Annotated in this window: 4 protein-coding genes and 1 riboswitch; all 4 genes read right to left on the bottom strand. The window is 44.8% G+C overall.

Translation table 11 applies throughout. The features are described 5' to 3' along the window. Window positions 1–15: 15 nt before the first annotated feature. Window positions 16–10,731 (bottom strand): amino acid adenylation domain-containing protein, encoded by a 10,716-nt coding sequence (locus MHI41_RS01985; protein ID WP_342494487.1) that lies wholly within the window; start codon window positions 10,729–10,731, stop codon window positions 16–18. 147 nt (window positions 10,732–10,878) lie between these two features. Continuing rightward, window positions 10,879–10,972, bottom strand: a riboswitch (cyclic di-GMP riboswitch). Between the two features lie 368 nt (window positions 10,973–11,340). Further along, the gene (locus tag MHI41_RS01980; RefSeq protein ID WP_008347828.1) at window positions 11,341–12,144 is read right to left on the bottom strand and encodes an ABC transporter permease; all 804 of its coding nucleotides are present in this window, start codon (window positions 12,142–12,144) and stop codon (window positions 11,341–11,343) included. Beyond that, entirely contained in the window at window positions 12,137–13,006 is an 870-nt protein-coding gene (locus MHI41_RS01975) for an ABC transporter permease (protein WP_008347830.1), read from the bottom strand. Before MHI41_RS01975 ends, MHI41_RS01980 begins: the two co-directional genes overlap by 8 nt. Beyond that, window positions 13,006–14,097 carry an ABC transporter ATP-binding protein gene (locus MHI41_RS01970; protein ID WP_342494486.1) on the bottom strand — a complete coding sequence of 364 codons (1,092 nt, stop codon included), beginning with the start codon at window positions 14,095–14,097 and terminating at the stop codon, window positions 13,006–13,008. The genes MHI41_RS01975 and MHI41_RS01970 overlap by 1 nt, the downstream gene beginning before the upstream one ends. Window positions 14,098–14,101: the final 4 nt, after the last annotated feature.

Here is a 14,101-nt window from a genome sequence, read left to right as displayed (position 1 = left end):
CACCTCTTCGTTTGCTTAAAATATATCCATTAGCTTTTCAAGTTCATCCATGGTCAGGTCATCGTCACCTACATCACTAGGCGTAATTTGCGCTTCATCTTGTGATACACAATGTGAGATGAGTGCCTTCACGTTCTTTTCTAAAAGGTCCTTGAACTGCTCCATCGTTTGCTCTTCGAATTCAAGCTGGTGATATGAAATCGTCATATGGAACATGCCCTGTTCTACGAAACCAACAATATCTAATGCATGAGGTTTCTCTGATTCTGGACTTAATGATTGACCTGCCTGCCAAGTGGATCGACTTAGTTCACCCCCGCCAATCTGTTCATCAAACTGACCAAGATAGTTAAAGCTGATATCTGGCATGACATCAAATGCGATACCGTCCTTCATTTTGTCAGGCGTTAAGTATTTTAAAATGCCATAGCCGATTCCCTTGTTCGGAATGTGTCTGAGCTCTTCTTTCAAAAGCTTGATTTGATAGGAAAGATCCTCCGCATGCGACAAATCAAGCAGCACAGGATACATGCTCGTAAACCAGCCGATGGTCCGCGACACATTGACCGCCGGAAGGATGTCTTCCCTTCCATGTCCTTCAAGATGAATAAAGTGTCTGTCTTCTCCTGTCCACTCTTTCAGGGTCAATCCCAATGCGGCCAGCAAAATGTCATTGATTTCCGTGTGGTACGCCTCATGTACTTCTGTCAGTAGGCTGCGTGTTTCTTCCTCAGACAGCGTAAAGCGAATGGTTTTTGTATACAGCATTCTTTGATCCTCTGTAACATGATCCTTTTGCAGAGGTGCAGTTAAATGCCCAAGTACCTTTTTCCAATAGTCTCTTTCTGCCAGCAGCTCATCTGACACTGCATATTCCGTCAACTTCTGGGCATATGCTTGGAATGAATGTGTTTTTTCAGGAAGTGTCAGCTCCTCCCCACGCTTCGCCTGCTCATAAAGAGCTATGAAGTCTTCAAGGAGAATACGCCATGACACACCATCAATGACAAGATGATGTACAACGAGCAATAAGTGATCTCCATGATCCGTACGGAAAATCGCAGGTTTGACTAATGGTCCCTCTGTTAAAGAAATACTCGCCTGCACTTCATTTGCCAGCTTTTCTACCTGCTGGATTTGCTGTGGTCGTTCTCCTTGTACTTCTACCACGTCCACCGCTACATCGTTTTCGTCTACTCCACGATGACGCTGAATGATGCGTCCTTCTTCTATCGGATAAACCAATCGCAAAGCATCATGATGGGTCATTAACTGCTCGAGCACTTGTTTGACAAGCGCTTCATCCAAACCATTTGCCGCATGGAGCATAACGGACTGATTCCAATGATGTTGGCTGCTGAAGTTCCGTTCAAAGAACCAGCGCTGAATTGGTGTTAAAATGACCTCTCCTTCCACAGGTGATTGATCAGCTGTGAGAAGGTCCGCTTCTTCGATATATGGGCGAAGCTCCGCAATCGTTGGGTATTGGAAAAGCAGCTTCATATCGAGCTTCCAGCCTTCTTGCGTGAGTCTGCTTGCCATTTGGATGCCTTTAATCGAATCTCCGCCAAGGAAGAAGAAATGGTCGTGAATACCGACTTGGCTGACGCCAAGCACATCTTCCCAAATGCCGCAAAGCAGTGCTTCCACTTCATCTCTTGGCGCTTCGTATGCTGTTTGATTCGCTTCCATATCAGGTGCTGGCAGTGCTTTGAGATCCACTTTTCCATTTGCCGTCATCGGCAGTTGGTCTAGCTCGATGATCCATGATGGCACCATATATTCTGGCAAGGTGCGCTTTAAGCTTTCTTTCAGCGTATCCGTTTCTTCATCTGTGATGACGTAAGCGACAAGAGCGTCTTGATCACTTGCGTCTTTGACCGTTGTCACGACGGCTTCTTGGACTGAATCCAGCGCAAGGAGCTGCGCTTCAATTTCTGACAGCTCAATACGGAATCCGCGGATGCTCACTTGATGGTCTTTTCTGCCGAGGTAGATCAGCTCGCCATCCTCTGTCCATTTCACCAAATCACCTGTACGGTACATGCGCTCTCCTGGATAAAACGGATCTGGGACAAACCGTTTGTCCGTTTCCTCTGGGAGATTCCAGTAGCCTCTTGCCAGTCCTTTCCCCGCAATTACGAGCTCACCCGGTACGCCTTGCGGCGAGAGGTCATATAACGAACCCATAATGTAAAAACGAGTATTGGCAATCGCTGTTCCGATAGGAAGCGTGCCTTGATCTGGATCAATGATCCCGCTTGTCGCCACGACCGTATTTTCTGTTGGGCCGTAGTTATTCACGAGTTTGTATGGAACGGGCTTCACCTGTTTCAGCTTGTCCCCGCCTGTCAGTAAGTAACGGAGAGAATGATTGTCCATCGACATAAACTGCTCACATAGCTGTGTTGGCAGGAATGCAATGGTGATGCCTTCGTGATTAAAATACGAATTGAGCTTGATCATATCGAGGCGAATCGCTTCGTCGATGATATGGAGCTCTGCGCCGGCGATCCACGTCGGGAACATCTCCCAAATGGAGGCATCAAAGCCAAAGCCGGCATATTTGGCGGTTCGGTCTTGTTTCGTCACCTGGAAGGCATCATTGTGCCAGTAGGCGAGATTGACAAGGGACTGGTGCTCGACCATGACACCCTTCGGCTGTCCAGTCGTTCCAGATGTGTAAATCATATAGGCGAGATCCGTTGGCTTGATAGGAACCTGAATCTCGTGCGCTTCTCCTTCTACTGCCTCTTCTATTGAGAGGGTATGACCTGTGAAAGAAGGTGGTGCAGTGAGCCCTTTCTGAATCAGAAGGACCTCTGCCCCGCAGTCTTCCAGCATGTAGGCCATGCGCTGCGCTGGATAATCGGCATCAATCGGCACGAATGCCGCACCTGCCTTGAGCACACCGAGAACAGCGGCTGTCATCTCGAGCGATGGACGCGTGAGAATGCCGATGCGGTCTCCCGGTTTTGTGCCGCTGGAAATGAGTCTTGCGGCGACTGTATTCGCCCGGTTGTTGAGCTCTTCATACGTCCAGCTTGTGCCGCAGAAGGCAGCGGCTTTTTGATGAGATACTTCCTGCGACTTCGCCTTAATCAATGCATGAACCGTTTGACCTGTCGGAACATCTAGGACAGGTCCTGACCATTCATTAAGCAGATTTCCCTGCTGCGCTGGTGATAATAATTGCATCTGATCTAATAATTGATCTGGTGCTGACACCATTTGTTCTATCAGGTAAAGGAAATACTCCTTCCACTTCTCAATCGACGACTGCTCAAAGATAGAAGAATTAAAATCAAACACAAGCTCGATTTGATCGTCAGATTCGTTTCCAGTTAAGGTCAAGTCAAATTTGGCTATGTTCTCATTGAATGATTGCGGAACAATGTGAAGTCCATCCATCGACAAGTCACGGATATCTGCATTTTCCATCGAGAACACCACATCAAAGATTGGATGACGGCTTGTGTCGCGAACCGTTTGTACTTGGTCCACCAGTTCTTCAAATGGGTAAAGTTGATGTTCATTTGCCGCTAACACAAGCTCATGAACTGTTGACGCAAATTGAGAAAATGTCTGGTGTCCTTCTGGTTTTGTTCTGAGTGCCAGCGTATTCACAAACATGCCGATGACTGATTGAATATCAGGATGGGTTCTGCCCACCACTGGAGAACCGATCATGATGTCTTCTTGTCTCGAAAGCTTGCTTAAAAGCGTACTGTAGCAAGCAAGTAGCACTGTATACGTTGTACCGTTGAGTGATCTAACCAGCTCATCCAATTGCGCTTTAAGCGCACCGTCTATAGAGAATTCGACGCGGCCCCCTTCAAACGTCTGAACCTTTGGTCTCGGAAGATCCTCAGGCAGCGCCAAAACAGGCAGTTCTCCTTGTAATTGTTCCAGCCAAAACGCCGCTTCAGCCTCTTTTTTCACAAGAGATTCTTCACTGTTTGACCAGACCGCATAATCCTTATATTGAATAGGCAATTCATCAAGTTCGTCTCCTCGATACAAGGTCGATAGCTCATCAATTAAAATACCGACAGACGCACCATCTGAAATGATGTGGTGCATATCAATCAACAGATAATGAACACTCTCCGATTCAGACACAAGCCCCACTCTGAGCAGCGGCGCTTTTTCTACATCAAATGGACGGATAAAATCATTCATTAATTGCTGAATGTCTCGGCCTTCCCCTTCGATGTTTTCAATGTTCACAGAAACATTCGTTTCAATTCGCTGAACAGGTTCACCCTGAACGAAGTCAAAGCTCGTACGGAATGCTTCATGACGATGAACAAGCTGGTCAATGGCTTTTTTAAATCGTTTTTTATCAAATACACCTTCAAGCTTTAAAGCAGCTGGCATATGATAGCTCTGCTCGGCATCTGTCATTTTTTGCAGAACAAACAATCTTTTCTGAGCAGATGTCACTGGATAAAAAGCCGCTTCTTCCGCTTTCTCCACTCGCCTGATTTCAGTTCGATCTGTTTGATCCACCGCAAGGGCAAACGCCTCTAAAGTGGGTGATTCAAATAATGTTTTCAACGTACATTCCACATGCATCTCTTCATAGAGCCTGTTCAGCATTTTCATGCCGCGCAGTGAATGACCTCCGCATTCAAAGAAATGATCATGTCTGCCGATTTTCGGCACTTCAAGAACTTCCTCCCAAATATGTGCCAATATACGCTCTGTATCTGATTGAGGAGGGACGTATTCATTTGCCGCCTGCTCACTTACATCAGGTACCGGTAATGCCCGTCTGTCTACCTTGCCATTCCCCGTTAGTGGCAGCTCGTCTAATTGCATGAAGAAAGCTGGCATCATATAAACAGGGAGTTCTCGTCCTGCTTGCTCACGTAAATCCGACAGTGGAACAGCACCTTCTGCTGTGAAATATGCACACAATGTTTCATTTGATAACGCAATGACAACGGCTTCCTTCACTTGCGGATGCTGCAATAGCTGGTGTTCAATTTCGCCAAGCTCTATACGCTGACCTCGAATCTTGACTTGATGATCTATTCGCCCAATAAATTCAATATCTCCATTTGACAGCCATCGTGCGAGATCGCCCGTTTTGTACATGACTTCACCAGATCGGAAAGGATTTTCAACAAACTTTTCGCTCGTTAATTCTGGCTGGCGATAATACCCCTTGACCAGTCCGTCACCTGCGACACAAAGCTCTCCAGCTACTCCCGGCGGCTGCACATGTCCAAACTCATCGACAATATAAACAGCCGTTTGACTCACCGGCTTTCCGATCGGAATCGACAGTGCTTGTTCTTCAATGTGATTGACCGGATAATACGTTGTAAAAATCGTGCTTTCAGAAGGTCCATACATATGAATAAGTTTGTCTTCTCCAACCGTTTCAAGGGCTGCCACAACATGCGGCACAGAAGCACGTTCCCCGCCAAACAGCACTTTTCTGACGTTTTTCAGGCTGCCTTTTTTCATATCAATCAGTAAGTGAAATAGAGCGGTCGTGATCATTAAAATACTGACTTTTTCCTTCTCAATCGCGCCAGAAAGCTCATTCATATTTAAGATGTTATCCTTTGGCAAAACAATGAGTTTCGCTCCGTTCAATAAAGCGCCAAACACATCAAACATAAATGCATCAAATACATAGTTTGAAATGCTCATCACCGTGTCTTCATGATGAATGGTAAGATAATTCGACTGCTTCACTGTTCTCAAAATGTTCCGATGCGTCACCATGTTCCCTTTAGGTTTGCCTGTCGTACCAGATGTATAGGTTAAATTCGCCAAGTCCAAAGGCGAAACACATACAACTGGATTGCTCTCTGACTGCTGATCAACGGCTTGATCTTCTGTTTCTATGATTTTCCCTTCAAACGCAGTAAGCACAGAACGATGACGCAGCACCTGATGGGTCAGGACAAACTGTGCACCACTGTCTGTCAAAAAGTGCTTGATGCGCTCATCAGGGAAGTCAGGATCGATTGGCACATATACACCGCCAGCCTTTAGCACAGCTAAAACCGACAACACCATCTCATTGGAACGTTCAAAGAATAAAGCCGCTGTCATCCCTTTTCCAAAACCATGTTCACGTAAATAATGAGCCAGCTGGTTCGCTCTGTGATTCAGCTCTTGATAAGAAAGAACCACGTCTTTATATTGCAAAGCAGGCTGATGACCGTGCTGCTCTACTTGCGATTCAAATTGCGTCACAATGGTTTCTTCCACAGGATAAGGCGTAGGTAACGGGTTCCACATCTTCAATTGAGCCTCTGCCTCTTGTTCAGACAGTAAGCGGTATGATTGAATCGCTTGCTCCGGCACTTCGACCATCTGCTCCAGAAGATAAACATAATGCTTGAGCAGCTGCTCGGCTGTACTTCGTTTAAATAACGCCGTACTATAATCGAGGACGAAGGAAAGACCATGACTTGACTCCATCGCTTGAAGTGTGAGATCAAACTTTGCAATATGGAAATTGGTTTCCTCAACTTCGACTTTCATCTCTCCAATATGCTGGGCTGTTGAATGATCTGGCGTTAGAGTAAAGACCGTATCAAATAATGGATGGCGGCTAAAATCTCTTTGCACATTTAGCTTTTCAAGCAGCCGCTCGAATGGATATTGCTGATGCTCAAACGCCCTCATCGTCTTTTCCTTTACTTGTTCAATCAACTGCGTCATTGAACCGTTCGGATCTACCTCTGAACGTAAAGCAAGTGTTTGGACAAACATGCCGATCATGTCATTCAAATCTGCATGCACCCGGCCTGCTGTCGGTGTCCCCACAACAAACTCCTTTTGACCTGTGTATTTCGCAAGCAATGTATAGTAAGCAGAAAGCAACACGGTATACAGCGTCGTATGATGATTCGCTGCAAGCTCCTGCAAACGGCCTGTTAACGTCTCATCTATGTTTCTGAGAACGCGGTCTCCAGCGAAAGACTGGACAGCCGGACGCTGATAATCAGTTAGCAGCTGCAAAGCAGGGATATCTCCTGAAAATTCTTTCAGCCAGAATGCTTCATCTATTTGACCGAATTGCTCTGCCTGTTGTTCTTGCCAAACAGCATAATCTTGATATTGAAGCTTCAATGGCGCTTTCACTAATCCCTCATATGCGTCAGACAGCTCACGCAGCATCAAATCAATTGAAAGACCATCTGAAATCAGATGATGCATATCGAAATAGAGAAGATGCTCCTGATCATGTAAAGACTGTAGCCCAACACGCAAAAGCGGAGCCTGCTCAAGATGAAAAGGTCGGACAAATTGACGCATGTTCTCTTCCATCGTGCTGCCTGTCACCTGTTCTATTTGAAATGGGACGGATGAAGCTACCCGCTGACGAGGGACTCCTTTGACTGTATGAAAAGAAGTTCGCAGCATATCATGACGTGCGATCAGTTTTTCAAAAGCTCCCTCCAACTTCTCTCGTTGCAGCGTTCCTCTTAATTTCACAACGGCAGGCATATGATAGGCGATGCTCTGCTCCAGCTGAGTCACCATATAAACACGCTGCTGCGCTGGTGACAGTGGATAATCGGCGGCAGTCGGTGCTTTCGGTATGACCACTTGTGAAGACTTTTCCGCTTGTTCAATATAAACAGCAAGTGCTGAAATCGTTTGCTGTTCAAATAAAACAGATAAAGGGACCTCCACTTGAAAAGCCCGCTGAACGAGTGTAAGAACTTTCATCGCTTTGAGTGAATGCCCGCCTATGTCAAAGAATGAGTCGTACACACCTATGTTCTCTTGATGAAGAACGTCTTCCCACAACCGAACAAGCTTCGTTTCTACATCGTTTCTAGGCGCTACATAAACAGCACTGACAGCCTTGTCTCCCTTTAATGCAGCAAGCGCACGCCGGTCGACTTTCCCACTCACTGTCAGTGGAAATGCCTCAAGCTGCTTGAAATAAAGCGGCATCATATAAGCTGGCAGCTGATGTTTGATAGCGGCTTGCAGGGTGTCCACGGAAAGAAATTCTTGTCGTGCTTGATAGTAAGCACTTAAAGCCTTTCCACCGTCCGGTTCATCCACGACAAGGACAACAGCCTGATCGACTCCGTCTACCTGCTCCATGACCGCCTCAATTTCACCTGTTTCGATGCGGTAACCTCTTATTTTTACTTGGTCATCTATTCTTCCAAGGTAATCAATTGTGCCGTCTGGAAGCCATCTCACTACATCACCTGTGCGATACATCCGGTCTTCAGGAAAAAATGGATCTGGTCTGAATGCCTTCTCCGTCAATTCAGGCTGATTCACATAGCCCCGTCCAACTCCTATTCCCGCAATGCATAGTTCTCCCACAGCTCCCTGCACCTGTAGTTGTTCATGTTCATTTAAAATATAAATCCGGTGATGGCCCAGTGGCTTTCCAATTGACACAAAGCGCTGTTCTGGTGACTTCTGCAGCTCACTGAGATCTAGACGGTGAACCGCCGCATCCACACACGTTTCTGTCGGACCATACACATTCCACAAGGTAAAATCCGGCTGGCTGACACGCACAGCTTCAATCAGCGCCTGCGCTGCTTTCGCAGGGAGTGCTTCTCCCCCAATCAGCATATGAGTCAGTGCAAGCCCATCCAAATCAGCTGCAAGTAAAAGCTGCACATGTGCTGGCGTTCCATCTGTTGCCTTAATTTGATGTTCTTTGTAATAAGCCGCTAGCTGTACACCGTTTCGTGTCGTTTCTCTTGGCACAATATGAAGCGTATGTCCAAATAAAAGAGCAGCAAAGATTTGTTTAACAGATGCATCGAAATGGAACGGTGCAAGAAGCGCCACTTGAAGCTGATTTGCCCCCTCATACACTTCGTGATGCAGGGCATGAACCAAATGATGCAGCTGAAGATGCTCGATCATCACTCCCTTCGGCTTTCCAGTCGTACCCGATGTATAAATGAGATAAGCCAAATCCTGTGATGTCGTCTGATCGATCAGCTCAGGCAGCGGACGATCTTCTAATTCCATATGCTGCTGGACAATCATTTTTTCCGCAATGGATGAATATTGCTGAACAAACGATTCTTCTGTTAAAACGATAGAAGCACCAGAATCTTCTACAATAAATTGAATGCGTTCCTCAGGTAATGCCGGATCGATCGGTACATATGCACCGCCAGCTTTTAATATCCCAAAAATGGCAGCCATCGCATCTGCCGTCCGTTCCATTAAAACGGCAACTGGTACATCAACCGAGACACCTTTCATCTGTAAAAATCGTGCCAGTTTGTCCGCTTTTTGATACAGCTCTCCATAAGTGAACGTTCCATTTTCCGCAACCACAGCTGCCCGTTCTGAATACGTTTTAGCTGCCTCATCAAATAAGTGGTGAACTGGTTTCGCTCCTGGTAAATCAAATGCTTCTCCCTTAGATAATTGAAGCAGCTGCTTTTGTTCATCTGCTGGCAGTAAAGAGAGAGCCCCAATCAGCTGATCTGGCTGAGAGACTGCCGCCTCCAGCAAAATAATCAATCGATCAAACAGCTTACTCATATCGGCTTCACTAAATAGGTCTGTACGGTAATCCAAATCAATGGTCAATGTATCTGTATCCCAGCGGTCTTTCACATGAATCGATATATCATTCATCCCGCTTCCACTAAAAATCGGCTCCGTAATGAACGAAAGATTCTCTTTTTTCTGCCACTGCATGACCTGATACTCTAAAGAAATATCAAACAGGCGTCCTGTAAATCCATCTCTTTCCCTTAAATCATTCATGAGCACATTGTAAGGATATTTTTGATGACGCAAGATCTTCATCTGATCCGCCATGACCTGCTTCACGAAATCCAGAAACGTGAGGGATCCTTGCACAGATGCGCGCATCGGAATGGTCGACACAAACATCCCAATCATCTTTTTTTCCTTTGCATTTGTCCGATTGCCCATAAAAGTTCCAAGGACCACATCCTCCATGCCGCTAAATCGGTGCAAGTAAATATAGACAGCGGACATAAACATAGAAAGCATACTGACTTTCTCTTCTTCACAAAAGACTCGAAGCTTCTCCTTTAAAGAATCAGGAATATCCCCTGAAAATCTCTCCGCATGTAAGCTCATCTCGTAACCTTTATGCGGTGTTAAAGAAGCGAAATCTGGAATATTGGCAAATTGCTCGTTCCAAAAAGCTTGGTCTTTCTGAAAACGTTTAGAAGATTCATACGTTTGCTCACTCATGATGTGATCAACGAAGGAAATGTCTTCAATTGGGGAGATGTCTGTCCCCTGCAGCATGTCATGGTATAGATCAATGATTCGGTTTCCCATCAAGATAATTGAAATACCATCAGCCACAATATGATGCGCTTTACAGAACAGCCAGCACTCTTGATCACTGATTTGAAAGACCGTAAATTCGATTAAAGAACGGTCAATCAGTTCCATCGGCTCACGAATCTCCTCGTTCGCCCACGCCTTGACTTCCTTTTCACTCCAGCCTTTCACCAAACGAATCGGCTGTTTTTCATATGGCTTGATATATTGAACGGGCTCCTCCTGCTCATGTTGATACACTAGCCTTAAACGAAGAGAATCAGTTTCACGAATGTACGCTTGAAGCACATCCACGATCAAAGAAGGATTTAGACCTGATACCGATCTTAACTTGGCAAACCCACCCAAATTAGAAATACTTGTGCCTGGATAAAATTTTTCCGTGTAGAATACTCGCTTTTGCGCATGTGTTAAGGGGTAATAAACTGTACTCATTCTCATCCTCCGCTCTTCTATGTTTTCTCCACCAACTGTGATACCCTGCACCCTCTATATCAAAAGAACCAAGTCTATTTCATTGAAATAGACGGAATAACAGAAAAGGAGCCCACCCCGAATAAAACGGAGGGACTCCCATTTTGATTCGGTAACCTGCCGACCATAGCAAAAAAGGAAACTTTTACCTTAGGACATGGCTTTGCGTCTCTATGTTTCCATAGATTTGCCTTTTTCTTCTTTTCTTTTAGATATTTTCTATTTACGTCCACTTTATATGAAATTATTGTTTTTTTCACCGAAAAATGGGTGTAAAGATTCATGCGTTATGCCGAAGGGATCACATCATAATTTACGATATTTACCGAAAATAACTAATAATAGTTGCGTTCCACCGAAAATAAATGACCAATTACCGCAAAAATTTCATGTTTTTCCTTAAATTTTTCAAATATGACCGAAAATGTAGGAGAGAGGTCTCCTATCACGCCTCGCATTTTCTTAAACCTTAAGAACTATATTCCCTAAAACTTTGAATATTTTTACCATAAAAAACAATACAAAAAGAGCTGTCATTTCAAATGACAGCTCCTTGTTTCTTCATTATATTTACATCACCTTAGACAGACCAATCGTTTTCTCAATAATGAGCAACGCAATGATAGAAATGATAATAAATATGACAGATATCGCATTGACACTCGGATCAAAAGTTTGCTCAATGTAATTAAACGTCCTCACGGGAATCGTAATGGTTTGAGGTGAAGAAACGAACAAACTAATCGAGATTTCACCAAATGATGTCACAGCAGAAAACACTCCACCTGCGATAATGCCAGGCTTGATCAAGGGCAGTGTCACACGAAAGAAAGTACGTATGGGCCCTGCACCAAGATTCATGGAAGCTAGCTCAAGACGTGGATCAAGATTTGAAACACTGACACCCACGGTTCGTACCACATAAGGAAAACCAATGATGACATGCCCAATGACTAATGCCCACAAAGACCCTGTAAAGCCCATAGCCGTAAACAAATACAGCATCGCAATCCCTAATACCACCTGAGGAATCATAAGAGGTGACAAAATAAAGGCTTGAACAGCTTCCTTTCCCTTAAAGGAAAGCCTTGCTAAAGCATAAGAAGCCATCGTTCCTAAAAGAACAGTAAGCGGCGTCACAATCAATAACAGAATCACGCTGATACGCAAAGATTCCATCCATTCTGGATTCGACACGACCTCATGAAACCAGCGAACGGAAAACGAAGTCGGCGGGAATTCAGGAAAGGCATTCGGGCTAAAAGCAGAAAGAACAATGACAAGAACAGGTACGGTTAAAAAGAGATAAACGAGTGAGCCTGCGGTCCATATCAGAACCGAAAGCAAACGGTCACTTATTGATTTTTTACGCATGCATCCTCGCCTCCCAACGCTTCAATAGATAGCTTAATAGACTGACGACCGCTAGCACACAAATCAATAAAGTAAAGGACATCGCAGCGGCAAGAGGCAAATTATACACCTGCATGACCTGCTGATAAATGGACAGTGGCAAGAGCGGTTGCATCCGTCCACCGACTAGCAGAGGAGTAATATAGCTTCCTGCTGCAAGTGAGAAGACAATAATTGCTCCGGTGATCATGCCTGGAATCGTAAGCGGCAAGGTCACATGAAAAAATGTCCGAATACGACCAGCACCAAGACTCATAGAAGCCGGTCTTAAGTGACGGTCCATATCAGTTAAGCTCGTTGCAATAGGCAGCACTGCAAAAGGCAGCATCACTTGAACATAAGCAATAATGACCGCATTCATATTCCACAGCATCGATAACGGTTTCTCAATCAGATGTAAATCGATCAGCATGCCATTGATCAAGCCATTTTGCGAAAGAAGAACGATCCATGCAAATGTCCGAATGACGACACTCGTCAAAAGCGGCGATACAAGTAAGATATAGAAAAAAGCCCGCAATCTTGGGTGAGGTGCTTTCACTAGCACATAAGCTGCTGGATATGCCATCAATAAACAAATCACCGTTGTCTGTAAGGCCACCCACACAGTACTTCCAATTGCTTTCACATATGCATCTGTCGTAAATACATGTAAATATTGAGACAAACTATAGGATTGTAACGTATTCATCATCGAATCCACATCACGAAAACTGAGGACAAACATCATCACAAGCGGAGCAAGAAGGAATACAACTAGAAACAAACAAGCTGGCAGCAGCATAAACCAATGAAAGCGCTGATTCTTTTTTTTGATTCGCATCACGCATGCACCTTCGAATCTAAGAACACAATATCTTCAGGCTGCCAATGAATATGCACAGTTTCTCCAACTTGAGGCAGCTCGGGAAATGCTGCGTCTGATGCATGGACAATGATTTCACCTTGATTAAGCCCAACGACCAAACGTAAAGAGTGCCCAATATAACTGACATCTGCCAACACGCCTGTGACATGATTTGGCTGAACTTCCTCCCCGACAGAAGATAACTTGATTCTCTCAGGACGCAGCATGAGTAAATGCTTCTCGCTCTTCTCTTTAAATGCGGCAACTTTTAGCTGAACTTGCTTCCCGTTTGATTGAATGAAATGTGGAACAGTGTATGTGGAAGTAACTTCATCATATTCCGCTTCAAATAGATTGACCTGTCCGATAAATTCAGCAACAAAACGATTATTTGGCTGACGATATACTTCTAAAGGTGTCCCAATCTGCTGAATTTTCCCCTCACCTAATATCCCAATTCGGTCGGAAAGACTTAAGGCTTCCTCCTGATCATGCGTCACAAGAATAGTCGTAATCCCGACATTCCGTTGAATATTTCGCAGCTCCGTCTGCATATTTTTTCTTAGTTTTGCATCTAAGTTACTGAGTGGTTCATCCAGAAGAAGAACAGCAGGCTGGATGGCAAGTGCCCGTGCAATGGCGACCCGTTGCTGCTGACCTCCACTTAATTGGTGCGGCATACGTTTGGCAAATGACTCTAATTGAACAAGAGACAAACTCTCCATCACCTTTTGCTTGATTTCCGCTTTCTTTTTCTTTTGAACCTTTAACCCATATGCAACATTATCAAATACGGTGAGATGTGGGAAAAGTGCATAGCTTTGAAAGACCATCCCCGTTTTTCTTTGATAAGGAGGTAAAGTCGTCACATCCTGATCACCAATATAGACGACTCCTTTTGTCGGTTCTAAAAAACCACCAATGATATTGAGTAAAGTTGATTTTCCGCAGCCACTAGGGCCAAGAAGGGAGAAAAACTCTCCCTCTTTTACCGTAAGACTGACATTATCAAGAGCAATCTGCTCGCCAAAATGCTGGCTGATATGTTCTAAATTGATTCCACTCATGCGA

Origin of the sequence: Bacillus sp. FSL M7-0307 (genome assembly GCF_038627835.1) — a bacterium.
Classification (GTDB): Bacteria; Bacillota; Bacilli; order Bacillales; family Bacillaceae; genus Bacillus; species Bacillus altitudinis.
This window is presented reverse-complemented; position numbering and strand designations above follow the sequence as displayed.

Bases quoted from the DNA above. Each gene is read 5' to 3' on its own strand.
- MHI41_RS01985 (WP_342494487.1), bottom strand. From the start codon at position 10,731: ATGAGTACAGTTTATTACCCCTTAACACATGCGCAAAAGCGAGTATTC.
- MHI41_RS01980 (WP_008347828.1), bottom strand. From the start codon at position 12,144: ATGCGTAAAAAATCAATAAGTGACCGTTTGCTTTCGGTTCTGATATGG.
- MHI41_RS01975 (WP_008347830.1), bottom strand. From the start codon at position 13,006: ATGCGAATCAAAAAAAAGAATCAGCGCTTTCATTGGTTTATGCTGCTG.
- MHI41_RS01970 (WP_342494486.1), bottom strand. From the start codon at position 14,097: ATGAGTGGAATCAATTTAGAACATATCAGCCAGCATTTTGGCGAGCAG.